General features: G+C 51.0%; 23 protein-coding genes and 2 pseudogenes. 12 read left to right on the top strand and 13 right to left on the bottom strand.

The features are described 5' to 3' along the window. Positions 1-26: 26 nt before the first annotated feature. Positions 27-483, top strand: a pseudogene (locus tag ACQG11_RS05355) (IS3 family transposase); the annotation flags it as partial. Between the two features lie 199 nt (positions 484-682). Here the strand turns inward: ACQG11_RS05355 and fghA are convergent. The 5 genes from fghA to ACQG11_RS05330 all read right to left on the bottom strand — a co-directional run bounded on the left by fghA (position 683) and on the right by ACQG11_RS05330 (position 4256). Beyond that, positions 683-1519, bottom strand: a complete 837-nt coding sequence (gene fghA / locus ACQG11_RS05350; RefSeq protein WP_012561110.1) for an S-formylglutathione hydrolase — start codon at positions 1517-1519, stop codon at positions 683-685. 64 nt (positions 1520-1583) lie between these two features. Then, complete coding sequence (locus ACQG11_RS05345) at positions 1584-1982, bottom strand: VOC family protein (protein ID WP_012561111.1); 399 nt, start codon at positions 1980-1982, stop codon at positions 1584-1586. Positions 1983-2025: 43 nt separating this feature from the next. After that, positions 2026-3135 carry an S-(hydroxymethyl)glutathione dehydrogenase gene (gene frmA / locus ACQG11_RS05340; RefSeq protein WP_017384070.1) on the bottom strand — a complete coding sequence of 370 codons (1110 nt, stop codon included), beginning with the start codon at positions 3133-3135 and terminating at the stop codon, positions 2026-2028. 34 nt (positions 3136-3169) lie between these two features. Next, positions 3170-3445, bottom strand: a complete 276-nt coding sequence (gene frmR, locus ACQG11_RS05335; protein WP_017384071.1) for a formaldehyde-responsive transcriptional repressor FrmR — start codon at positions 3443-3445, stop codon at positions 3170-3172. Positions 3446-3558: 113 nt separating this feature from the next. After that, positions 3559-4256, bottom strand: a protein-coding gene (locus tag ACQG11_RS05330; RefSeq protein ID WP_426728226.1) for an IS1 family transposase whose coding sequence is annotated in 2 segments (ribosomal slippage) — positions 3559-4007 and positions 4007-4256 — 699 coding nt in all. Because the reading frame shifts where the segments join, the coding sequence is not laid out codon by codon here. A gap of 400 nt (positions 4257-4656) precedes the next feature. Between ACQG11_RS05330 and ACQG11_RS05325 the strand changes: the two genes are divergently transcribed. Beyond that, positions 4657-5640: an MDR family oxidoreductase gene (locus ACQG11_RS05325; protein WP_023280857.1), complete on the top strand. Its 984-nt coding sequence runs from the start codon at positions 4657-4659 to the stop codon at positions 5638-5640. A 62-nt stretch (positions 5641-5702) separates the two neighbouring features. Here ACQG11_RS05325 and ACQG11_RS05320 read toward each other — a convergent pair whose 3' ends face one another. Both ACQG11_RS05320 and ACQG11_RS05315 read right to left on the bottom strand, forming a co-directional pair. After that, entirely contained in the window at positions 5703-6359 is a 657-nt protein-coding gene (locus ACQG11_RS05320; protein WP_023280966.1) for a TetR/AcrR family transcriptional regulator, read from the bottom strand. Between the two features lie 423 nt (positions 6360-6782). Then, positions 6783-7079 carry a helix-turn-helix transcriptional regulator gene (locus ACQG11_RS05315; RefSeq protein WP_017384073.1) on the bottom strand — a complete coding sequence of 99 codons (297 nt, stop codon included), beginning with the start codon at positions 7077-7079 and terminating at the stop codon, positions 6783-6785. Between the two features lie 858 nt (positions 7080-7937). Here ACQG11_RS05315 and ACQG11_RS05310 point away from each other — a divergent pair. From ACQG11_RS05310 to ACQG11_RS05290, 5 genes and pseudogenes are all read left to right on the top strand, one after another. Then, positions 7938-8426, top strand: a complete 489-nt coding sequence (locus ACQG11_RS05310) for a P-loop NTPase fold protein (RefSeq protein WP_023280967.1) — start codon at positions 7938-7940, stop codon at positions 8424-8426. Positions 8427-8470: 44 nt separating this feature from the next. After that, a protein-coding gene (locus ACQG11_RS05305) for an IS3 family transposase (RefSeq protein WP_087855188.1) occupies positions 8471-9621 on the top strand; the annotation gives its coding sequence in 2 pieces (ribosomal slippage) (positions 8471-8729 and positions 8729-9621; 1152 coding nt in all). A gap of 124 nt (positions 9622-9745) precedes the next feature. Continuing rightward, positions 9746-12460 (top strand): P-loop NTPase fold protein, encoded by a 2715-nt coding sequence (locus ACQG11_RS05300; RefSeq protein ID WP_157843391.1) that lies wholly within the window; start codon positions 9746-9748, stop codon positions 12458-12460. A 204-nt stretch (positions 12461-12664) separates the two neighbouring features. Further along, entirely contained in the window at positions 12665-12994 is a 330-nt protein-coding gene (locus tag ACQG11_RS05295) for a hypothetical protein (protein ID WP_000140246.1), read from the top strand. Positions 12995-13108: 114 nt separating this feature from the next. Beyond that, positions 13109-14122 (top strand): annotated as a pseudogene (locus tag ACQG11_RS05290) (radical SAM protein); the annotation flags it as partial. Between the two features lie 89 nt (positions 14123-14211). Here the strand turns inward: ACQG11_RS05290 and dkgA are convergent. Both dkgA and yqhD read right to left on the bottom strand, forming a co-directional pair. Continuing rightward, positions 14212-15039, bottom strand: coding sequence for a 2,5-didehydrogluconate reductase DkgA (gene dkgA / locus ACQG11_RS05285; RefSeq protein WP_023306942.1), 828 nt, complete (start codon positions 15037-15039; stop codon positions 14212-14214). A gap of 105 nt (positions 15040-15144) precedes the next feature. Next, complete coding sequence (gene yqhD, locus ACQG11_RS05280; RefSeq protein WP_023330190.1) at positions 15145-16308, bottom strand: alcohol dehydrogenase; 1164 nt, start codon at positions 16306-16308, stop codon at positions 15145-15147. 195 nt (positions 16309-16503) lie between these two features. On the opposite strand from yqhD, the gene ACQG11_RS05275 reads away from it, so the two are divergent. Then, a complete protein-coding gene (locus ACQG11_RS05275) occupies positions 16504-17403 on the top strand; it encodes an AraC family transcriptional regulator (protein ID WP_017382749.1) in 900 nt (299 codons plus the stop codon). Positions 17404-17448: 45 nt separating this feature from the next. On the opposite strand, the gene yghB is transcribed toward ACQG11_RS05275, so the two are convergent. Both yghB and metC read right to left on the bottom strand, forming a co-directional pair. Further along, on the bottom strand, positions 17449-18108 hold the full coding sequence (gene yghB / locus ACQG11_RS05270) for a DedA family general envelope maintenance protein YghB (RefSeq protein WP_015571869.1): 660 nt from the start codon (positions 18106-18108) through the stop codon (positions 17449-17451). Between the two features lie 142 nt (positions 18109-18250). Beyond that, complete coding sequence (gene metC, locus ACQG11_RS05265) at positions 18251-19438, bottom strand: cystathionine beta-lyase (RefSeq protein ID WP_023306940.1); 1188 nt, start codon at positions 19436-19438, stop codon at positions 18251-18253. A 252-nt stretch (positions 19439-19690) separates the two neighbouring features. On the opposite strand from metC, the gene exbB reads away from it, so the two are divergent. Next, positions 19691-20422, top strand: a complete 732-nt coding sequence (exbB, locus tag ACQG11_RS05260) for a tol-pal system-associated acyl-CoA thioesterase (protein ID WP_023298602.1) — start codon at positions 19691-19693, stop codon at positions 20420-20422. Between the two features lie 4 nt (positions 20423-20426). Further along, positions 20427-20852 carry a TonB system transport protein ExbD gene (gene exbD / locus ACQG11_RS05255; RefSeq protein WP_023298601.1) on the top strand — a complete coding sequence of 142 codons (426 nt, stop codon included), beginning with the start codon at positions 20427-20429 and terminating at the stop codon, positions 20850-20852. A 91-nt stretch (positions 20853-20943) separates the two neighbouring features. Here exbD and ACQG11_RS05250 read toward each other — a convergent pair whose 3' ends face one another. Next, entirely contained in the window at positions 20944-21381 is a 438-nt protein-coding gene (locus ACQG11_RS05250) for a hypothetical protein (RefSeq protein ID WP_023330188.1), read from the bottom strand. Then, positions 21374-21778 carry a hypothetical protein gene (locus ACQG11_RS05245; RefSeq protein ID WP_023298599.1) on the bottom strand — a complete coding sequence of 135 codons (405 nt, stop codon included), beginning with the start codon at positions 21776-21778 and terminating at the stop codon, positions 21374-21376. The genes ACQG11_RS05250 and ACQG11_RS05245 overlap by 8 nt, the downstream gene beginning before the upstream one ends. A gap of 102 nt (positions 21779-21880) precedes the next feature. Between ACQG11_RS05245 and ACQG11_RS05240 the strand changes: the two genes are divergently transcribed. Next, positions 21881-22384, top strand: a complete 504-nt coding sequence (locus ACQG11_RS05240) for an ESA_00282 family adhesion-associated protein (RefSeq protein WP_023298598.1) — start codon at positions 21881-21883, stop codon at positions 22382-22384. A 43-nt stretch (positions 22385-22427) separates the two neighbouring features. Further along, positions 22428-22916, top strand: a complete 489-nt coding sequence (locus ACQG11_RS05235; RefSeq protein WP_006811956.1) for a TIGR00645 family protein — start codon at positions 22428-22430, stop codon at positions 22914-22916. Positions 22917-22975 lie beyond the last annotated feature (59 nt).

Here is a 22975-nt window from a genome sequence, read left to right as displayed (position 1 = left end):
GGAAATAGTCCGACTACGCCCTGCCTCTTACTCTACTCCGCACCTGGCAGGGCTGGCTGTATCTGGCGGTGGTTATCGATCTCTTCGCCCGTAATGTGGTCGGCTGGTCGATGAAACCCACTCTCTCACGCGAACTGGCGCTCGACGCGCTGATGATGGCGGTCTGGCGCCGAAAACCAGACAGCGAGGTTATCGTACATAGCGATCAGGGCAGCCAGTACGGCAGTGACGACTGGCAGCGCTTCTACCGGGCCAATAACCTGGCGCCGAGCATGAGCCGGCGTGGCAACTGCTGGGATAATGCGGTGGCCGAATCGTTCTTCAGTTCGCTGAAAAAAGAACGGATCAGAAAACGCATATATAAAACCAGGGATCTGGCCCGGGCGGATCTTCGATTACATTGAAGTCTTCTATAACCGGTCCCGGCGCCACAGCCACCTCGGCGACGTCAGTCCGGAGGCCTTCGAACAGGCCTCGTCGTGAGGACAGGATTTGTCTACAGGCGTGGGGTCAGTCCAAACTATAGGGCAGGATCGTCTACCGGGGCGGGGTCAGTCCATCAACGGCTCGGAAGTGTCTAGATTATCCGTGGCGATTCAGTTACAGTACATCTCAGGTCTGCAGGGTTCAGGCCCTGTTCAGGCCTGAAAATTAAGCACATTTTCTGAGGCTGGAAATCAACTCATGCTGACAGCCTGAGCCTGTTGGCATGGTAAGCAATGTGCTCACCAATAAAGCTGGAAATGAAATAATAGCTGTGGTCGTATCCAGTATGATATCGGAACGACGCATTGAGGTTCATCTCATTGCATACTCTCTCAAGGATTTTGGTGCGCAGTTGCTCTTCATAAAAGGCGTCACTCAGCCCCTGATCAATGAAGATTTCTGGTAATTTTTCACCCTGTAAAATGAGGCTGACTGGATCGTAGGCTTCCCACGTTTTTCTGTTTTCACCCAGGTAAGCGCTAAATGCCTGTTGCCCCCATGGCACCTGAGAAGGCGATACTATCGGGGAAAATGCTGATACGCTCACATATTCACCAGGATTTCGCAGAGCCAGCACCAGAGCACCCAGCCCTCCCATAGAATGACCGGATATAGATTTTCTTGCCGTTGCAGGAAAATGATTCATGACGACATCCGGAAGCTCTCTGAGAATATAGTCATACATCCTGTAATGAACATTCCACGGCTGTTCCGTCGCGTTCAGATAAAAACCGGCCCCCTGGCCAAGATCGTAACTGTCGGCATCCGGGACATTATTACCCCGGGGACTGGTATCCGGGACAACAACGATGACGTTATGCCGGGCTGCATAATGCTGCATACCTGATTTGGTGATGAAATTCTGCTCAGTACAGGTCAGGCCCGACAACCAGTATAGTACCGGCAGTTTTTCTGTTACTGCTTTGGGAGGAAGATACACACCGAAATTCATTTCACAATTAAGGGATTGTGAATAATGCCGGTACACGTTTTGCCAGCCGCCAGAGCTGGCATGCTGCTCAATGAGTTCCATCAGCCGTTATCTCATGGTTATTTCCCCTGACCGAAGCCAGGGGAAGTATCTTTAAATCCGGACGTCAGATAAACGTATACGCCGTGATTTTGTTACCCGCCGGATCCCGCAGGTAGGCAGCATAGGCCCCGGGAAGGTGACCACGCGGGCCAGGTTGACCTTCATCAGCTCCACCGGCGGCAAGGCCGGCAGCATGGAAAGCATCAACCTCTTCCGGGGTGGCAGCAGCGAAGCCGACAGTCACCCCGTTAGCGGAAGGTGCTTCACCGTTGCCCGGACGGGCAATGATAAATGCCGGCTTTTCGCGGCCATAGAGTACCCAGCCGTTGCCAAACGGGCCGAGGTTATTGATACCAAGCGTGCCCAGGACGACATCGTAAAATGCGGAGGATTTCTCGACATCGGCTGCGCCAATGAACACATGAGAAAAGATGCCGTCACCAGAAATTACCGGAGTTGTCATTTTCCACTTCCTTCAGTTTGAGTTGATTAAAATTCTGATGGGATCAGTAATGAATCACTGTCCGGATAGATTTGCCTTCATGCATAAGCTCGAAGGCGTCATTGATTTCATCCAGTGTCATCGTATGGGTTACAAATGGCTCAAGGTCAATATCCCCCTTCATGGCATCCTCGACCATACCGGGGAGCTGAGTGCGGCCTTTTACTCCGCCAAACGCGGAACCTTTCCATACGCGCCCGGTGACCAGCTGGAAAGGACGGGTGGAAATCTCCTGTCCGGCCCCTGCGACACCAATGACAACGGACTGCCCCCACCCACGGTGAGCACTTTCCAGCGCTGCACGCATGACGTTAACGTTACCGATACATTCAAAGGTATGGTCAATACCCCACTTGTTGATATCCAGCAGAACATCTTTAATCGGTTTGTCATAATCATTCGGGTTAATGCAGTCAGTGGCCCCGAACTGACGGGCCAGGTCAAATTTTGTCGGATTAGTATCGATAGCGATAATACGTCCCGCTTTTGCCTGACGGGCCCCCTGTACCGCAGCCAGACCAATTGCCCCCAGACCAAAAATGGCAACTGAATCGCCCGGCTGCACTTTAGCCGTGTTATGGACGGCGCCAATACCGGTAGTCACGCCACAACCCAACAGGCAGACGTGTTCATGGTTCGCCTCCGGGTTAATTTTTGCCAGAGAAACCTCGGCCACAACGGTGTATTCACTGAATGTGGAACATCCCATGTAGTGGTAAAGAGGCTGACCGTTGTATGAAAAGCGAGTGGTCCCGTCAGGCATCAGTCCTTTGCCCTGAGTCTCGCGAACCGATACACAGAGGTTCGTTTTACCGGACTGGCAGAATTCACACTCCCCGCATTCAGCGGTGTAGAGCGGAATAACATGGTCACCCGGCTTCACACTGGTGACGCCTTCACCAACTTCAACGACGATACCGGCTCCCTCGTGGCCGAGAACCACCGGGAAAACGCCCTCAGGGTCATTCCCTGAGAGGGTAAAGGCATCGGTATGGCAGACACCTGTGTGGGTGTTTTTAATCAGCACCTCGCCTTTTTTAGGCGGAGCAACATCAATTTCAACAATCTCCAGGGGCTTCCCTGGTGCAAATGCAACAGCGGCACGTGATTTCATACGTAATATATCCTCAATGTAATAATGGCCTCACCTATTTAAGATAGGCACGAACCAGCTCAATCGTATCGTCAACTGATTTACTGACTTCATGACTGTAGCTGTCATTCTGGTCAAAGGTTTCCCGTATGTGGCTCTCCAGCACCTCTGCCATCAGTCCGTTAGCGGCGCCCCGGACGGCGGCGATTTGCTGGAGAACGGAACGGCATTCAGCGCCACTTTCAAGTGCTCTTTCCAGAGCATCAATCTGACCCCGGATACGGCGAACCCGGGTTAGGACCTTTTTTTTCTCTTCAGGAGTACTGGGCATTGCTTACCTCACTGCTCTGTATTTCTTATACTATAGGGGAGTATTACATTAAGATCAACACATACCCCACTATAGTATAATAAATATATCAGAGCACCGGTAATGACTCCAACTTACTGATAGTGTTTTATGTTCAGATAATGCCCGATGACTTTGTCATGCAGCTCCACCGATTTTGAGAACGACAGTGACTTCCTGCCCAGCCTTGCCAGATGCTGCCTCAGATTCAGGTTATGCCGCTCAATGCGCTGCGTATATCGCTTGCTGATAACGTGCAGTTCTCCCTTCAGGCGTGATTCATAAAGCGGCCAGCCATCCGTCATCCATACCACGACCTCAAAGGCCGACAGCAGGCCCAGAAGACGCTCCAGCGTGACCAACGTGCGTTCACCGAATACGTGCGCCACAACCGTCCTCCGTATCCTGTCATACGCGTAAAACAACCAGTGCTGGCGTGATTTAGCGCCGACGTAACCCCACTGTTCGTCCATTTCCGCGCAAACAATGACGTCACTGCCCGGTTGTATGCGTGAGTTTACCGACTGCGGCCTGAGTTTTTTAAGTGTCGTAAAATCGTGTTGAGGCCAACGCCCATAATGCGTGCACTGGCGCGACATCCGACGCCATTCATGGCCATATCAATAATTTTCTGGTGTGTACCGGGCTGAGAGACGGTGTAAGTGAACTGTAGCTGCCATGTTTTACGGCAGTGAGAGCAGAGATAGCGCTGATGTCCGGCAGTACTTTTACCGTTACGCACCACGCCTTCAGTAGCTGAACAGGAGGGACAGCTGATAGAAACAGAAGCCACTGGAGCACCTCAAAAACACCATCATACACTAAATCAGTAAGTTGGCACCATTACCCGAATTACCAGCGTCTGCTCTTGGCACGGAGCGGACCTATTTACTGAGCCGAAGGTCCGCTCAGACTAACTCATTAAAGCCTGGTTGTTTTATCGCATCATCAGCCGTGTTCTGAAGCATTAGCTATGTATCTTCAGGGATGCTGATTTTCCCTCTGCACCAGATAAACCAGAATACAGTTTGATGTCGGTCAAAAAAGACAGCTTTAAGTGCATGAAATGAATAATGTTTCTTGAATGCTGGCAAAGCACTGGGATAGTAGTGTTGATTATTAGACGATCGGTCAATATTATTTATTGACGACTTAATGACTGAACGGTAAACGCCCGGACAAACGAGGTGAACGTGTTTAAATCTTTATTAATCAACAAAACAGATGGACGCTATAGTGCGCAACTTGCTGAAATCGCTGAAAGTGAACTACCGCAGGGGGATGTGGAGGTCAATGTTGACTATTCATCCATCAACTACAAAGACGCACTGGCCATTACGGGCCGGGGCCCAATCGTCCGACGCTTTCCCATGGTGCCCGGCATTGATTTTACCGGTACAGTGTCCGCCAGTTCACATCCCGAATATCAGGCCGGAGATAAGGTTCTCCTGACCGGCTGGGGTGTTGGGGAAAAACACTGGGGCGGACTATCCGAAAAAGCACGGGTAAATGGAGACTGGCTGACGCCGCTCCCGGCTGGCGCTAACGGCAAACACGTAATGGCAATCGGAACAGCTGGGTTTACCGCGATGCTGTGCGTAGACGCACTTCTGAATCATGGTATTAAGCCTGAAGATGGTCCGGTACTTGTTACCGGTGCCAGCGGCGGCGTCGGGAGCATTGCGGCCATGATCCTTGCATCAATGGGGTACCGCGTTACGGCGTCTACTGGACGCCCGGAAGAGGCTGCCTGGCTCTATAAAACGGTCGGTGTGGACGAGATTATTAACCGTTCCGAGCTCTCCTGTCCCGGAAAACCGTTACAGAAAGAACGCTGGGCTGCCGCCATTGATACAGTCGGTAGCCATACGCTCTGCAATGTATGCGCCGGGGTGCGTTATGGCAGTATTGTTGCAGCCTGCGGCATGGCACAGGGGATGGAACTAATGGGGAATGTGGCTCCGTTTATCCTGCGTGGCGTCACGCTGAAAGGGATTGACAGTGTCATGTTCGCGAAGGAAAAAAGAGCGGCGATCTGGCAGCAGGCGGTACAGTATTTACCGGAGTCCAGACTGGATAGCCTGACCACCGTTTATCCGCTGAGTGATGCCATCAATGTGGCCGAAAAACTTCTGAGTGGCGGAATTCGTGGCCGGGCAGTAATTCAGTGTAGCTAATGAAGTGGAAGCCAGGCTCAGCCTGGGTTTGATAATTATTATCAGGGGCTGCGGCCCCTTTTTTACTTTTCAACAGCCGTGTCCTTAGAGGGCTGATAGCGTACTGACTTTTTGAAATAGCTCCAGAAGTCGTACACAGGCTGGGTTGAGCAATAAAGTTTGGCACGCATTACGGCACCCTCCCAACTGCTCCAGAAAATGGCCGCCAGTTGCGTATTATTCATATCGGAACGGATTTCGCCCGAAGATAACGCGTCGGACAGACAGCACGCCACAAGCGCCTGCCAGCGCTCAAGTATTTCGTGGAGCTGTTTGATAAAGGACAGTGGAAGACCCGGACTCTCCTGCATCATATTGCCAACCAGACAGCCCCGGGTGAAATTGTACTTTTTAATGCCGTCGCAGGCATCGTCGATGAAATTTTCCAGACGCATCATTGGTGTGAAGGATGATTCATACAGATGTTTTTGGAGTTTATGCACAAAGAAACTGTCATAGGCGCTCAGAACAGTCTGGGCATACTCTTCTTTGCTCTTGAAATAGTAATAAAATGAGCCTTTAGGAACACTGGCATTTTTGACAATGGCATCGACTCCCGTTGAAAGAAAACCATTCTGCGTGAGCAGTTCAAGCCCGCTTCGGATCAGGTCATTACGGGTATCTGTATAGGTACTCTCTGTTTTTCGTGGCCTGCCTCGCCCACGAATTTCGCCAGTCATGACTTTGCTCCTGCATTTTATTAACGGAAAAGAATAAGTGATTTTGCGCGGAGGCTTCAATCAGTTTATCCCCGGCGGTGACGAGGTGGCCACCTATGCCGACTGGACAGGGGACTGACTATTGCCATAACGCCATCGCAGGTTGCTTCAGTAAACCTGCTAATCCCGTACAATGGCGAATTCGCTATATCCGCTTCTCGCACTTAGCTGCCATAAATCGGCCAGGCAATCACAGGTCATTTCTGTCTCGCAAAGAAGGTGCCGTTTCTGCTTTGCGTTGACACCCCTAAATATTAGAATTAAAAGGAGAGAGTTACTGGAAAAAGGCAGCGGAGGCAGTGACAATCGTGGCTTGAAGCCACTACTCGATGGATGCGGACATGTAGTTGGCGTCATTCGACAAAACTAGCAAACTTCTAATAGTCACCATTTCTCCCGTCTGGCGGGAGTGCTGTCAAATGCCCCCCTCATCTCTGTGTGGGAAATGAAGGGTGAAGGGGAAATAGATGACAGCGTTATTTCTACGCCCAGAATACTGAATACCTTGTACAGACGATCAATACTGGCGCTAGCAGGGTTTGCTTCCAGGCGGGCATAGGTTTGCTGCGTTACGCCAAGCCTCTCAGACACATCTTTTTGCGTGAAGCCCTTGATTTTGCGAAACCCGATTAGCACAGGTCTGAGCTGGTTCAGCGTTTTTATCGGGAACTGATTATTCATAAGTGACCTGCCTCGCAGACTGAGTAGGGAGTACCGCCCTGTAATACAGCAGGTAAGGTGTATTTTGTGTTATACAGACTATAGGCTGTAAAACCTTTATTGAAAAGATGCTGATGTTCCAGGGGCATGCCGAGCATGGACGATTTTCTGCGGGGCGGTATTTCGCTACGGGGGAGATTGCGTTCGGGCAATGTACCGGTGTAAAAAACGTCAATTTTTCAAAACCGCTGTTATCGGGATAAGCTGAAAACTCCGAAGGCAGACACAGCCACGAATAATGTCAGACTTAAACTCTGTAGCTGTCTTCTTTTGCCTGTAAATAACGTCTAGTTTGACTCTGATGAAGGCTGTACCAGGCAGAGAACATGTCACTCTCGGGGCCGGATGATAAAATGTGTTCAACTGGCTGGGCAGGGTAATAGCGAAGAACGTTCTCTGAAATTCGATTCAGCTCAGCGTAACGTGCGCTGTAGGTATGTATAATCCATTGCATCAATTTTGCATCCGTATTATTCGCAGATTACACACAAGAAGCTTAACAATGGCTGAAAGAGTGAGCAGGGATATGTAACAAAAACAAGGGCTTCAAGATGAACTGGATAAAACCGGAGCAGAGCAAGCCCTGTTCCGGTTTGTCAGGCTTTGGAATTTCTTCCAGGCCCCTGCAGCTAGTCACAACAAACACATTAATGTTTTCATTGCTTCAATTCAATATTATTGTGTGAAAGGGATTCCATCGAAATCGGCTTATGCATGCTTAAAACTAAACTGCCCCGGCTGCAGTCATTTGGTTGCTGTGGGCTCTGTACTGTGTCTAATAGTGAAAGAATCTTACGTTATAACGAAGGAAATTGCTGAATGACTCTACGATTGCAGACGGAATCACCCGCTGACCAGGATATGTTTAGAGGCAGCAGTCATGAAAAAGTTGCAGAGAATGTGGCTCAGATCATCAGGACACCTGATGTCAATATTATTGGTCTGGAAGGTGAGCTGGGTTCAGGTAAGTCAACAATATTGAAGTTCCTGCAGAAAAAGCTTAAAGATGATTTTACGTTCATTAACTTTGATGCAGAACGTTACCATCATGGCTCAACTAAAAAAGCGCTTATCGATGTCATCCACCACGGGGTCAGCCTACAATGTCCGGGCTCCCGGGATGTGTTGGATAAGTATAAAAATCTGGCTCTGGGTAACATCGTTGAATACGACAAGAGGGTCAGCAGCAGGCTAAGCTGGTTGACCGTCGTTTTTATTTTACTGTCATTGCTTTCCGTGCAGATGCTTCGTTATGTGCTAACAGACCTTAATCAATATTTTACTAACAATGATCTTACCCACGAATAGTGGACACACGACTAAGTGAGTAAACTCTTAACCAGAGGTGACTCATGACAAAACCAGCATCAACCAGTAAGAAGCCCCGCAAACAGTACACGCCTGAATTCCGCAACGAAGCCCTGAAGCTTGCGGAACGTATCGGTGTTGCTGCCGCTGCCCGGGAACTCAGCCTGTACGAATCCCAGCTCTACGCATGGCGCAGTAAGATTAACAATGCCCGCAGCTCTTCCGAACGTGAGCAGGAAATGTCCGTTGAAATTGCCCGTCTTAAGCGCCAACTGGCGGAACAGGCAGAGGAGCTGGCCATTCTCCAAAAGGCCGCGACATACTTCGCGAAGCGCCTGAAATGAAGTATGTCTTTATTGAAAAACATCGGGCTGAGTTCAGCGTCAAAGCCATATGCCGGGTACTGCGGGTCGCCCGTAGCGGCTGGTATGCGTGGCGTCTGCGTCGTCAGCAGATAACACCACGTCAGCAGTTCCGGCTCGTCTGTGATACTGCTGTCCGTCAGGCATTCACTGAGGCAAAACAGCGTTATGGTGCGCCTCGTCTCGCTGACGAACTGCCTGAGTACAACGTCAAAACCATTGCCGCCAGCCTGCGGCGTCAGGGGCTTCGCGCAAAAGCGGCCCGGAAGTTCAGCCCGGTCCGATACCGCGAACATGGCCTGCCGGTGTCTGAAAATCTGCTGAAACAGGATTTTTACGCGAGTGGCCCGAATCAGAAGTGGGCGGGTGACATCACGTACTTGCGCACGGACGAAGGCTGGTTGTACCTGGCGGTGGTCATTGACCTGTGGTCCCGTGCTGTCATCGGCTGGTCGATGTCGTCGCGGATGACAGCGCAGCTGGCCTGCGATGCGCTACAGATGGCACTCTGGCGACGTAAGCGCCCGGAAAATGTCATCGTGCATACGGACAGAGGCGGGCAGTACTGTTCGGCAGACTATCTGGCGTTACTGAAGCGGCATAATCTGCACGGTAGCATGAGTGCCAAAGGATGTTGTTACGACAATGCCTGCGCGGAAAGCTTCTTCCACTCGCTGAAGGTGGAATGTATCCACGGGGAACGCCTTATCAGCCGGGAAATCATGCGGATGACGGTGTTTAATTATATCGAGTGTGATTACAATCGGTGGCGCCGACACAGTGCCTGTGGCGGACTCAGTCCCGAACAATTTGAAAACCAGAACCTCGCTTAGGGCCGTGTCCACATTACGTGGGTAGGATCACAAGGAGTCATTATTAGGGTGGCTTTTTTATGTTGAGGTGGCCGCGTTTCTTTCTCCTGCCATTATGGTCGCAGGACTGGCATGCCTGCAGAACATGGAATGGTACAGAAAGAAAGGGTATTCGAGTATTGGTGATTTGTTCAAACGCAACAGTACTGACAGGATTGAAGAGACTTGGCTAGTTAATAAGGAGGTCGGAGCTATTGAGCTGGCTGAAGCTCTGCAGGGATTTACCTCCAAAGAGGTCATTTCCCATGGAGATCGCTTCATCCTTATCATTGATAATCTGGACCGAATCAGTGCAGACAAAGTGAAAGAGCTCTGGAGTGATATGGAGCTTATTGCCGGAGCCACTCATGAACACTTCAGGATAGTGGTGCCCTATTCGGCAAGACAGGTTTCAGCCTCACTTTCTGTGGCGGGTTTCAGCGGGCGTGAGTTTATTGCAAAGCGGATTCCTGTAAGTTTTCAGGTTCCTCCTCTTATTTCGGCAGGATGGCAGGAAGCGTTAAGGCAGTACTGGAAAGAAACAGTAAATGAGGATGCAGGGATAGCGTGCCGGGAAGCAACGGTGTTGCTTGAGCGCTGGAAACCCTCTGAGTATCCTCGTATCACACCGCGATTAATGAAGAAGTTTGTTAATGATATTCATATTCTGAACCTTACCGTTCCTGCAACAGAAGATCATCGCCATATTCTTATTGCTCTCTACTTACTGGTGGTCAGATACGGGGAGCGAGATATTAAAGTATTACTTCGCGATCCCAAAGCTAGTCAGACCGAACCCGGTATTGCTCCGGATGATTTTGACGAGATGCTCTCGCTAACTTATCAACAAATATCCCGAATTTTTAATAACGATACAGAAAGATGGAGCGAATTTCTGATGAGCATCCACTATCAGTCCACGGTGGAGCTTGCCAGGAGCGAGTTGCTTGATACGCCTCTTAAAGACGCGATTGGTGCTATAAATATCCCACGGCTTGAAGAACTGACGGCCTTGTGGGGTTTCGCTGAAGCATGGCAGCGAGTGGCACCACATATTCAGATGCGAGACTGGCTGGTTTCTTATAGCCGGATGGATGAGAAGTGTCAGGCTCTCGCCGAACCGCAACTCAAAGTCGCAGTGCAAATGCTGAATCAGAGTTATGCTGTTTCACTCAGAGAAAAGAATGATGAAGGTTTCGTATTGAGTCTGCAGAAACTGATGGCTGACGGGCGGATAAGCCTAGAGCCTTTCGTCGAAAGGCAAATATCGTTTATTGTGAGTAAACTTGATGAAATTCAGGATTCAGAAAAATTGGAGGCTGAATCCACGCAGACGTTGCTGCAGGAAGCTGATTCATACTCTGTTCTGGCCGGTGAATCACTACTGAATAAAATGGAGAATTTTGTAGATGGCGTATTTTATGTGGAATACCTTGTCAATAATGAAGAGACCTTGTCAAACCTGAAAATTGGCACACTAGATATCGGAAATCACGGTCGGGAGGAGATGTTACGCTATGGAGCTGAGCAACCTCAGATAGACCTTTTTAATCCGGGAATTATCCGGCATATCAATATTGCATCGAAGGCGGTACAGAACGTAATTGGAAAGAATGATGGTACAGGTGGGGCTCAGGTTAGCTCTGCAATAATGACGCTTAAAAATCGTCAGGTTGTTGAGGACGTTATCCATTTCAGAAAAATTGTTCTGAGCCCGGACTGGAATAATAATGTTTTAAATCAATATTATCTTAATAATACGGCGACGAGGAATCTCTTCCCTGCGGAATTTGCTGCACAGGCTGTTGCTCACATGGTGCTCCATGGTAACTATGCCGGTATCGAGTCGTACAGTGAACATATTGGTGAGGAACGGTTTGACCTGGCTTTGGCTGCATATCTTCGTTATCTACGTACTGCCGAGAGTATCTTTATAGCACTTAAGGATAAAAATGTTCTGCCGTACATCAAAAATGCTGTTGGCAGGATTGTTGATTTAGGTCTTCTGGTGAATATACCTGTCCTGAGCTTTGTTAAAGGTCAGTATGACGTCATCAAAGAAGCTACAAATGCAACCTCTCTTTTAATATTTGTGCGAGAGCGTCAAAAAGCACTGTCAGAGAAAATAATTGAGTCTGATGTGAATGCTATGGGTCCAGTATTTCTCCATGACGTATATCAGTCAGGTGAGCAGTTTGATATTTTGAAGAAAAAGCTGAACGCCCTGGCATGTGGAGTATTTAGTTCTTCTGAAAGGCTTATTGAGTGTTTTACGGTTCTTCCTGTGAACATGCGCTTTATCCTTGAACAAATGCAACTTCAGGGGCAGCATATCCGGATGGAAGGTAGTGTGGGTATCTTTGCATCATGGTTCCGTGATGCAGAGCCAGACGTTGTCACAAATGCCGAGAACATTCATTTCCTGTGGTCTTGCCTCGACGATACCCAGAGAGAGACTGTACTTGATGAGTTGCACGATGTCTTACTTGAAAGACATATTCGTATTGACAGCCGTATTGCGATTATTACCCGTTTTCATAATGAGTTGTCGTTTATTGAACCTGAGAAGGCCGTTGAACGCAGGGCTATTGCGGCGCTGTTTAGCGCTTCTGTTGATAATGTATTATTGTCTCAATGGCTTGACCGTCAGACGTTTTCATTTTCATCATGGTCTCCGGAGGACGCCCGTACGGCAACGAGTTGTATAATGAATAACTCGGAGATTTTTCCTCTCATCTGCAGGAATTCACAGTATATTAAAAACAGAATGTTACCAGAGAAAGCGGACGTTACAGAAGATAGTGATACGTTTCCGGACTGAGTTCGTTCTTTAAATCCTATACCTGAAGACCACAGCGGTGGTCTTTGGGAGTTTTTTTATTGCCTGATATACATTAAGCATGTTATATCTTGCTAAGAAATAATCATTCAGGGATTAATCATAACTACTGAAGTTATGTTGTGTTCTTTTCTTTTAAAAATAAATTATTCAGATTTATTTTCTATTGATTTAATGAGGTAGGGAATGACAGAAAGTGCTTTGCTTTTGCGAGAGGCATTTAATGAATCGGTTAACTATATGACATGGTCTTTTTATTCACTGATAACTGCTTACGTTTCGATGGCTTTTTATGATAGAGTTGAGGTTAAGACCCGAATAAATAATTATCTGAATAAGTTACTTTTCGTGATTGCTATGTCCGTTTTTATCCCAAATATGTACTTTGTTTCAATGGTGTTCAGTCAGAAGTTAGGCACCGCAGCTGGCGTTGCGTCATTCATTATTGGGCTACTTTTCATGATGTTAAACTCGGCGCCTGTAATTACTGGTATCGTACAGCAGCGCAAAGATTGAGTTTTATGAGTATAGTCAGTTGGGTTTTCATCTGTTTTATCAGACTTAGAAAAATGAAATCTTTCAATTCATTGATTTTAAACGCAAAAAAATTTCTAAATGATCAGAATTATAGGGTGTTCACTCTGTTCGATCACCGAACACGAAGGTCGTATTATTCAGAGCCGTTCCGAAGAGTCGATTGTTAACGAGATCGAAGCGATTCGCGACTCGGTCCCGGGCTTTACCGGCGTAATCTCCGATCTGGGTGGTCCAACGGCTAACATGTACATGCTGCGCTGCAAATCGCCGCGCGCTGAGCAGACCTGTCGTCGTCTCTCCTGCGTCTATCCGAGCATTTGCGAGCATATGGACACCAACCACGAGCCGACGATCAACCTTTACCGTCGCGCCCGTGACCTGAAAGGCATCAAGAAGATCCTGATCGCCTCCGGCGTGCGTTACGACATTGCGGTGGAAGATCCGCGCTACATCAAAGAGCTGGCGACGCACCACGTTGGCGGTTATCTGAAGATCGCCCCGGAGCACACCGAAGAGGGCCCGCTGTCCAAAATGATGAAGCCGGGCATGGGCAGCTATGACCGCTTTAAACAGCTGTTTGATACCTTTTCAAAACAGGCGGGGAAAGAGCAGTATCTGATCCCATACTTCATCTCCGCGCACCCCGGCACCCGTGATGAAGACATGGTGAACCTGGCGCTGTGGCTGAAGCAGCGTCGATTCCGTCTGGATCAGGTGCAGAACTTCTACCCGTCGCCGCTCGCTAACTCGACGACCATGTATTACACCGGCAAAAACCCGCTAAGTAAGATTGGCTATAAGAGTGAAGACGTGGTGGTGCCGAAAGGGGATAAACAGCGCCGTCTGCACAAAGCGCTGCTGCGCTATCACGACCCGAAAAACTGGCCGCTGATCCGTCAGGCGCTGGAAGAGATGGGGAAAAAGCACCTGATCGGCTCGCGTCGTGATTGCCTGGTGCCTGCGCCAACGCTGGAAGAGATGCGCGAAGCGCGCCGCCAGAACCGCAATACGCGCCCGGCGCTGACCAAGCACACGCCAATTGTGCATCAGCGTTCGAACGGTGGGGCTTCGGGGACGAAAAAAACGGGAAAACGTAAGATCGGATAACGATGATGCCCTCACCCCGGCCCTCTCCCACAGGGAGAGGGTGGAAAGCATTCCCTCTCCCTGTGGGAGAGGGTTAGGGTGAGGGGAAACTACCCGCCAAACTGATCCGGGTCCGGCCCAAGCCGCTTGCCCTGATCCAGCTTCGCAATCTCACCCAGCTCGTCTTTATCCAGGCGGAAATCCCAGACGTCGAAGTTCTCGGCGATACGCGATGGCGTGACCGATTTCGGGATCACCACCAGACCGCTATCAAGATGCCAGCGAATGACGATCTGCGCCGGCGTTTTGCCGTACTTATCCGCCAGCTCGCGGATAATTTTCTGGTCAAACACCCCTTCGCCGCCCTGAGCCAGCGGGCTCCAGGATTCGGTCTGGATCTTGTGCGTGGCGTTCCACGAATGAAGCTGGCGCTGCTGCATCAGCGGGTGTAGCTCAATCTGGTTAATCACCGGCGCGACGCCCGTTTCATCAATCAGGCGTTGCAGGTGATGAACCTGGAAATTACAGACGCCGATGCTTTTTATCAGTCCCTCTTTTTGCAGCTCAATCATCCCTTTCCAGGCATCAACGTAATGGTCGATAGCCGGTACCGGCCAGTGCATGAGATAAAGATCGACGAAATCGAGCTGGAGTTTCTCCAGGCTCTCCTGTAACGCTTCGCGTGGACGCTTTTGATCGTCGTTCCACAGCTTGGTGGTGATGAATAACTCATCGCGGGGAATGCCAGCGCTGGCAAGCGCGGTCCCCACGCCGTCCTCGTTTTTATAGGCGGCGGCGGTATCAATGGACCGATAGCCGACTTCCAGGGCTTTATGAATGGCGGAGACGACCTCGTCGTTACCGGCTTTCCATACACCTAGCCCCAGCTGGGGCATCACGTTGCCGTCCTGTAGCTTGATTACGGTTTGGTTTGCCATTTTTCCTCCTTCAGGTGCTCATCGCCGGAGGGAACCTCCGACGATGTGATGTGCATTAAGTCTGGACGAAATGTCAAAAAACGAAAGTCAGGATCCTAAAAACGCTTAGCGTGCCGCTTCGTAAATACGACGGCTGACGTCCAGGGTGATGTCGCCGTGCTCGCCGATCTGCGTCATACCGTGTGCTTCCAGCTTCGCCAGCAGGGCAGGGATGGAGCTGCCGTCCAGGCCGTAGTCAGAGAGACGCGTTGGCACGCCCAGGCTTTCAAAGAAGTGACGGGTGGCTTCAATTGCGGCATCAATACGCGCATCGTCGGAACCCTCGGTGATGTTCCACACGCGTTCGGCGTACTGGAGCAGTTTGGCGCGTTTAGCGTCACGTTTTTCATTCCACAGCGCAGGCAGAACCACCGCCAGCGTCTGGGCGTGATCCAGGCCGTGCATCGCCGTCAGCTCGTGACCGAGCATATGGGTCGCCCAGTCCTGTGGCACGCCTGCACCGATAAGGCCATTCAGTGCCTGTGTTGCAGCCCACATCACGTTAGCACGCACGTCATAGTTTTCAGGCTCTTTCAGCGCTTTCGGACCTTCTTCAATCAGCGTCAACAGAATGCCTTCCGCGAAACGATCCTGAATTTTGGCGTTCACCGGGTAAGTGACGTACTGCTCAACGGTGTGAACAAAGGCGTCGACCACGCCGTTCGCCACCTGACGCGCAGGCAGGGTATAGGTGTAAACCGGATCGAGGATCGCGAACACGGGCTGAACGTGTTCGTTCATAAAGGCCTGCTTGTCACCGGTGGTTTTACGGGAGATGACCGCGCCTTTGTTGGACTCAGAGCCGGTGGCCGGCAGCGTCAGCACGGAGCCCATCGGGATCGCACTGCTGATGTCGCTGCCGCCCGTTTCCAGAATATGCCACGGGTCGATGCCGTCAGCGTAATGCGCTGCCGCCGCGATGAATTTGGTGCCATCCAGCACGGAACCGCCGCCCACCGCCAGCAGGAAAGTGATCTGCTCCTCACGGGCGATTTTTACCGCGTTCATCAGCGTTTCATAAGACGGGTTAGGCTCGATACCGCCGAACTCGCGTACGTCCAGCCCTTCCAGAGCGCTGTAAACCTGATCCAGTACGCCGGTTTTTTTCACGCTGCCGCCGCCGTAGGTAATCAGGACGCGGGCGTCCGTCGGGATTTGCGCGCGCAGGTCAGCGATAGCGTCTTTACCAAACAGAATGCGGGTTGGGGTGTGAAGATTAAAGTTGTTCATGGCTTGTTCCCTGTAGTGGGTAAAAAATCGTGGTGGCGCAGAAGGCAACCTGATGCTGCACATTGTGGCGGGCAGGCGCTATCCTCTCAATGCACATTCCTGCCGATGTCTTGCCCATTTCTACAGCGCTCTGGAGAAACGGTAAGAAAATGCGCACACTGTCAGCGTCGGAAACCGTACCCGGAGTAACTGAAAATGAACCGTGATGCCATCTGCCGCCAGCTAACGTCGCAGATTAAAAGACTGATAGATAACGGAAATGATTCGGCTGAGCTGTTGCCGGATATCCGATTGCTCTACGGTACCCAGCCCGGAACGCGCACCCCTGTGATGTATCAGCCCGGCATCGTGTTTCTCTTTTCTGGCCATAAGATTGGCTATATCAATGAGCGCGTGTTCCGTTACGACACCAATGAATATCTGCTTCTGACTGTACCTTTACCCTTCGAATGTGAAACTTTCGCGACAGAGGAGGTACCGCTGGCCGGGATCCGCGTCAACGTCGACATTCTCCAGTTGCAGGAGTTGCTGATGGAGATTGGGGAGGACGAACTTTTCCGGCCGTCGATGGCGGCAAGCGGTATCAACTCCGCGACCTTATCGGAGGAAATTCTCTGCGCGATTGAACGCCTGTTAGACGTGATGGAAAGGCCTCTGGACGCGCGTATTCTCGGAAAGCAGATTATCCGCGAAATTCTTTACCATGTGCTGCTGGGACCGGGCGGCGGGGCGCTGCTGGCGCTGGTAAGCCGGCAAACGCACTTCAGCCTCATTAGTCGCGTGCTGAAGCGCATCGAGAGCCAGTACACGGAAAACCTCAGCGTTGATCAGCTGGCGGCGGAAGCCAATATGAGCGTCTCGGCGTTTCACCATAACTTTAAATCCGTCACCAGCACGTCGCCGTTGCAGTACCTCAAAACTTACCGTCTGCATAAGGCGCGGATGCTGATGATCCACGATGGCATGAAGGCCAGCGCCGCGGCGATGCGGGTCGGGTATGAAAGCGCGTCGCAGTTTAGTCGGGAATTTAAGCGTTACTTCGGCGTCACGCCGGGGGAAGATGCGTCACGTATCAGAACCATGCAGGGAGCGTGAGGGGAAACGGAGGCCGGGTAAGCGGTAGCGCCACCCGGCTTTTATTTATGCGCTGCAATACTTTTTCTTGATCACCACCGCAATGGTACCCACCAGCCCTGCAACCAGCAGGAAAATCGGCAGGATCATCAGGAAGGTCATCACCTGGTCTTCATGGCGCTTAACAAAGGGGATCATATTCAGCGCGTAGCCGAGCGTGGTAACCACGCCCACCCAGAGCAGGGCGCTCAGCCAGTTGAAGAACTGGAAGCGGCGGTTAGAGAGGCCTGAAATACCCGCCATGGTAGGCAACAGGGTGCGAACGAACGCCAGAAAACGCCCGGCAAGCAACGCCAGCAGGCCGTGACGGTCAAACATGCAGGTCGCGCGCTGATGATATTTATGCGGCAGCTGCGCCAGCCAGCCTTTCACCACGCGGGTGTTTCCAAGCCAGCGCCCTTGCAGGTAGCTCAGCCAACAGCCGAGACTGGCCGCAGAGGTGAGGATCACCATTGTCGGTGCGAAGTCCATCACGCCCTTGCCGATTAACGCCCCTGCGAGCAGGAGCAGGCTGTCACCGGGTAAAAATGAGGCTGGCAGTAATCCATTTTCCAGAAACAGCGTCGCGAACATCACGAAATAGACAATCCCGACGACATGTGGGTCCGCCAGCGCGGCAAAATCGTGTTGCCAGAGCGCCGTGATGATATTTTGAATAACAGCCATGGACTTTCCTGTGGAACAGCAGATATAACGCTATTGTACTCCCAATTTTGCCTGTCGGGGTTGATCGCAGGCGCATCTCATACAGACTTTTCTGCTTGCGGTGTTCAGAATAGCGTCCAGGGAGTACATGTCAGCCAGCACTTTACACGATGCGCTCAAATCCTGCCGATAAATCCGCAATTAAATCGTCCACATTTTCCAGCCCGATATGCAGGCGGATTAAGGTCCCCTCGAAGTCCACCTCGCCGCCCGGGCGCAGGGCCGCAATCTGCTCCGGCTGATTGGGCAGGATCAACGATTCAAACCCACCCCATGAATAGGCCATGCTGAAGAGGGTAAAGTTATCCAGATAGCTTGCCAGCTCGGCGTCATTCAGGCGCTTCTTAAGAACAAATGAGAACAACCCGCTGCTGCCCGTAAAGTCACGTTGCCAGTATTCGTGGCCCTTGCTGCCCGGCAGCGCCGGATGGTTAACGCGCTCCACCTGCGGATGCAGCGCCAGCCACTGTGCAATTTGCAGGCTGCTTTCGTGATGCTGACGCAGACGCACGCCGAGCGTACGGATGCCCCGGCTGGTCATGTAGGCGGTATCGGCATCCACCATCTGGCCCATCAGGTAGGCGTTTTCACGCAATTGCTCCCAGCAGCGGGCATTAGATACCGCCGTACCGATCATGCCGTCTGAGTGGCCAATCAGGTATTTGGTCGCCGCCTGAATGGAGATATCGATGTCAAATTCCAGGGCTTTAAACAGCACACCTGCCGCCCAGGTGTTGTCGATCATGATGATCGCTTCCGGCGCTATGCTGCGCACCGCCTTCACGATGGCCGGGACGTCATGCACTTCCATAGTGATGGAGCCGGGAGATTCCAGGAACACAACGCGCGTGTTGGGCTGAATAAGCCCGGCAATACCGGCCCCAATCAGCGGATCGAACCAGCTGGTGGTGACGCCGAGCTTGCTGAGTATTTTGGTGCAGAAGTCCTGGCTTGGCTCGTAGGCGGTATTGGTCATCAGGATGTGGTCACCCTGTTCAACAAACGCCAGAATGGTATTGGCGACCGCCGCCGCACCGCACGGGAACAGCGCGCAGCCCGCGCCGCCCTCCAGTTCGCACATGGCTTCCTGCAACGAGAAATGGGTTAACGTGCCACGGCGACCGTAAAACAGCCCGCCCTTCGCGCGATTACGCGTGGCGATTTTTTTATCTTCGACGGTATCAAACACCAGCGAGGAGGCACGCTGGATCACGCTGTTGACCGAGCCCTGGGTGTATTTTTTACTGCGTCCTGCCTGCACCAGCGTGGTCTCAAGCTGCTTTTTAGTCATGTTCGCTAACCCTATTTTTTATACGTCTGGACGTCCAGACTACCACGATTGTCACAATGTGCATTCGGATGCTTATCGAATAAGCAGAAAATATTATCAAATATTCGCATAAGAAATTTTTACTGCGTAAGCGCAAGGAAAGTGAGCGAAAATTACGGCACTATGTAAATACTAATGAGAACTACTATCAATTCGACGACGTTTTGATATTATTACGTTCAGATTGTGTGATTTGCGTCCTGGAGATACAGAGTGGGTAATAATTTGATGCAGACGGATCTCTCCGTTTGGGGCATGTATCAACATGCTGACATCGTCGTTAAGGTTGTGATGATCGGCCTGATTCTGGCGTCCGTGATCACCTGGGCTATCTTCTTCAGCAAGAGCGCCGAACTTCTTTCACAAAAACGCCGCCTCAAGCGTGAGCAGAAGCAGCTGGCGGAAGCCCGCTCTCTGGATCAGGCTTCTGATATCACCTCATCCTTCCATGCGAAAAGCCTGACTACCCTGTTAGTGAACGAAGCGCAGAACGAGCTGGAACTCTCCGCAGGCAGTGAAGATAACGAAGGCATTAAAGAGCGTACCGGCTTCCGTCTGGAGCGTCGCGTTGCGGCCGTGGGTCGTCATATGGGCCGCGGTAACGGCTACCTGGCGACTATCGGCGCTATCTCCCCGTTCGTCGGCCTGTTCGGTACCGTCTGGGGCATCATGAACAGCTTTATCGGTATCGCCCAGACGCAGACCACTAACCTTGCGGTCGTCGCGCCGGGTATCGCAGAAGCGCTGCTGGCAACGGCTATCGGTCTGGTTGCCGCTATCCCTGCGGTAGTTATCTATAACATCTTCGCGCGCATGATTGGCAGTTACAAAGCCACACTGGGTGACGTTGCCGCGCAGGTTCTGCTGCTGCAAAGCCGCGATCTGGACCTGAACGCCAGCGCCGTTAAACCGGTGCATGCGGCGTCCAAACTGCGCGTAGGTTGATTGTATGGCAATGCGTCTTAATGAAAATCTGGACGATAACGGTGAAATGCATGAGATCAACGTGACGCCGTTTATCGACGTCATGCTGGTTCTGCTGATTATCTTTATGGTTGCCGCGCCGCTGGCGACGGTGGACGTGAAGGTGAATCTGCCAGCGTCCTCCAGCCAGCCGCAGCCGCGTCCGGAAAAGCCTGTCTACCTGTCCGTGAAGGCCGATAAGTCCATGTTCCTGGGCAACGATCCGGTGACGGATGCCTCGGTTATTCCGGCGTTGGACCAGCTGACCGGCGGCAAGAAAGACACCACCGTCTTCTTCCGCGCGGATAAAACCGTCGATTATGAAACCATGATGAAGGTAATGGACACGCTGCATCAGGCGGGATACCTGAAGATTGGCCTGGTCGGCGAAGAGAAAGCGGCCGCGAAGTAAAACGAAGGCGAAGCCGCCTTCCGTGCCGGGTGGCGGCTTCGCCTTACCCGGCCTACAATCTCAGGCTAGCGCCGCCGGGCGAACCACGTTGTCAGCAGTTAGAAGATGTTGTTGACGCCTCTTCATCGAGCGCCACGCAGGTGACGTTTGATGTGCGATAGTTGCCCTCCGAGAGTTTACGGGTCAGGCGCAGGGTGGCTGTCTCGCGTGCCAGCAGGTACTGATAGTTCGTCTCCAGTCGCCCAAGGATCTTCTCTTTAAGCTCAGGGCGCTGCTCAATAATAGCGTTCATCACCGCGCCGTAAATCTCCTCTTTGGCCTGCAAGGCATAAATTTCCCGACGGTTCTGCCATTTCAGGCGCACCAGCGTGGCCGGAATCGAAACCAAGTCCTGCGTTATTCGCGTCATCTCGTCATTTTTTATCTTTTTCAGGGCGTCAAGATTCTGCTTTAAGATAAATTCATCGCTTTTCTTATCATCTAAAGTCAAATAAACGTTATTACCGCTATCATCATTCACGTTAATCATCCCCCAGGTTATAAAAAATGGGATTGTTTTTTTCACGCGTAATTAAGTTAAGCCAAATTTCATTGCCAGCTTCATTTATTTGCTGTGTTTTCTCGGCCATTATTTGACTTAGAGCCTGGGCATCTATTTCCCCTTCGGCCTGTAAATCATTTAGCAGATGAACTAAGGCTTCAATCTTGATGGCACGAAATAACCGTTCTTTTAAATGACGATCGTGCTCTTCCAGCACCATATTACGGGATTTGCCGGTGCGTGAAACACCAATTAATATATCGGCTTCATAGTCGGAGAGTTTTCTTTTTCCTTGAGTGAAATTCGCCTCTTTATCTGCTTCCGTCGAAGGCTGTTCCACAGGCGTAATGTGGTACTTTGCCGGGACAAGATTGTCGGGCAGCATTTTAATTTCCTTTAATTTCAAAAGGGTGGGGTTGGAAAAAGGGTGAGATTCGTTGACAATATCATGAGGCAATTTTAAAATCAAAAAAAATGGAGCCTACCCATGAACAGCATTTTCTTCACGGTCGTAACGTTACTATTACTGACCGCTGGCGTGCTTTTATTGATGCAAGAGTTCAATAAAACGAAAGTGTCAAATGACGCCAGTGAACCACCGCAGCCTGAATTGATGTCCAAAGAGGAGGGGGAAGATCATTTCTCCGTCTTGATGAACGCCGTGACGCCAGTCTGGTACTGGCGGGTGAATCACGAATATATCGATTTTCTCCATGCGACAATTAAGCGAATGAAAATGGCCGAAATTAATGATACGCCCGGCCTGTTCGACGCGCAGCGCCGCTGTAGCGACCTTAATTCGGCGGTCTATAAATATTACGACAATATCAAAAAGCGCTGTCTGAATGGCGAGAAGGTGTCGTATTCCGATTTAGACGTATTAAATCTGCGCCAGTGTTTTCGCGAGTTTAGCCTGGAAGCCTACCCGGAACTGGTCGCACTGGTCTGGCCGGAGTATGCGCGTCCGGATGTGGATCCCAACGAGGTATAGTTGAGATATACTGAGCGCTGGTTTCGTTTGCAGACAGGATTTTATGGAACGCTTCTTTGAAAACGCAATGTATGCCTCTCGCTGGCTGCTCGCACCCGTCTATTTTGGTCTCTCTCTGGCGCTGGTCGCCCTGACGATCAAGTTCTTCCAGGAGATATTCCACGTCCTGCCAAACATTTTCTCCGTGGCAGAAGCCGATTTGATTCTGGTTCTGCTGTCGCTGGTGGATATGACGCTGGTAGGAGGATTACTGGTGATGGTGATGTTCTCCGGTTATGAGAATTTCGTCTCTCAGCTTGATATCGCCGAGCACAAAGAAAAGCTCAACTGGCTGGGGAAAATGGACGCCTCATCGCTGAAAAATAAAGTCGCGGCGTCGATTGTGGCGATTTCGTCTATTCACCTGTTACGTGTCTTTATGGATGCTAAAAACGTCCCGGATAATAAGCTGATGTGGTATGTGATTATCCACCTGACGTTTGTACTGTCGGCGTTTGTGATGGGCTATCTGGATAAGATCAGTAAGAAATAAATTTACAGCGCCCCTCACCCTGCCCTCTCCCCAGAGGGGAGAGGGTGTTCAAGTTCCCT

Origin of the sequence: Enterobacter cloacae complex sp. 372C4, from assembly GCF_050030615.1 — a bacterium.
GTDB classification, from domain to species: Bacteria; Pseudomonadota; Gammaproteobacteria; order Enterobacterales; family Enterobacteriaceae; genus Enterobacter; species Enterobacter intestinihominis.
The sequence above is the reverse complement of the archived record's forward strand: the minus strand, read 5'-3'. Positions and strand labels throughout refer to the sequence as shown.

Bases quoted from the DNA above. Each gene is read 5' to 3' on its own strand.
- ACQG11_RS05315 (WP_017384073.1), bottom strand. From the start codon at position 7,079: ATGAATAATCAGTTCCCGATAAAAACGCTGAACCAGCTCAGACCTGTG.
- yqhD (WP_023330190.1), bottom strand. From the start codon at position 16,308: ATGAACAACTTTAATCTTCACACCCCAACCCGCATTCTGTTTGGTAAA.
- ACQG11_RS05245 (WP_023298599.1), bottom strand. From the start codon at position 21,778: ATGCTGCCCGACAATCTTGTCCCGGCAAAGTACCACATTACGCCTGTG.
- fghA (WP_012561110.1), bottom strand. From the start codon at position 1,519: ATGGAACTCATTGAGCAGCATGCCAGCTCTGGCGGCTGGCAAAACGTG.
- ACQG11_RS05295 (WP_000140246.1), top strand. From the start codon at position 12,665: ATGACAGAAAGTGCTTTGCTTTTGCGAGAGGCATTTAATGAATCGGTT.
- ACQG11_RS05250 (WP_023330188.1), bottom strand. From the start codon at position 21,381: ATGATTAACGTGAATGATGATAGCGGTAATAACGTTTATTTGACTTTA.
- ACQG11_RS05235 (WP_006811956.1), top strand. From the start codon at position 22,428: ATGGAACGCTTCTTTGAAAACGCAATGTATGCCTCTCGCTGGCTGCTC.
- frmR (WP_017384071.1), bottom strand. From the start codon at position 3,445: ATGCCCAGTACTCCTGAAGAGAAAAAAAAGGTCCTAACCCGGGTTCGC.
- ACQG11_RS05300 (WP_157843391.1), top strand. From the start codon at position 9,746: ATGGAATGGTACAGAAAGAAAGGGTATTCGAGTATTGGTGATTTGTTC.
- ACQG11_RS05320 (WP_023280966.1), bottom strand. From the start codon at position 6,359: ATGACTGGCGAAATTCGTGGGCGAGGCAGGCCACGAAAAACAGAGAGT.
- ACQG11_RS05345 (WP_012561111.1), bottom strand. From the start codon at position 1,982: ATGACAACTCCGGTAATTTCTGGTGACGGCATCTTTTCTCATGTGTTC.
- ACQG11_RS05240 (WP_023298598.1), top strand. From the start codon at position 21,881: ATGAACAGCATTTTCTTCACGGTCGTAACGTTACTATTACTGACCGCT.
- frmA (WP_017384070.1), bottom strand. From the start codon at position 3,135: ATGAAATCACGTGCCGCTGTTGCATTTGCACCAGGGAAGCCCCTGGAG.
- dkgA (WP_023306942.1), bottom strand. From the start codon at position 15,039: ATGGCAAACCAAACCGTAATCAAGCTACAGGACGGCAACGTGATGCCC.
- metC (WP_023306940.1), bottom strand. From the start codon at position 19,438: ATGACTAAAAAGCAGCTTGAGACCACGCTGGTGCAGGCAGGACGCAGT.
- ACQG11_RS05310 (WP_023280967.1), top strand. From the start codon at position 7,938: ATGACTCTACGATTGCAGACGGAATCACCCGCTGACCAGGATATGTTT.
- ACQG11_RS05275 (WP_017382749.1), top strand. From the start codon at position 16,504: ATGAACCGTGATGCCATCTGCCGCCAGCTAACGTCGCAGATTAAAAGA.
- yghB (WP_015571869.1), bottom strand. From the start codon at position 18,108: ATGGCTGTTATTCAAAATATCATCACGGCGCTCTGGCAACACGATTTT.
- exbD (WP_023298601.1), top strand. From the start codon at position 20,427: ATGGCAATGCGTCTTAATGAAAATCTGGACGATAACGGTGAAATGCAT.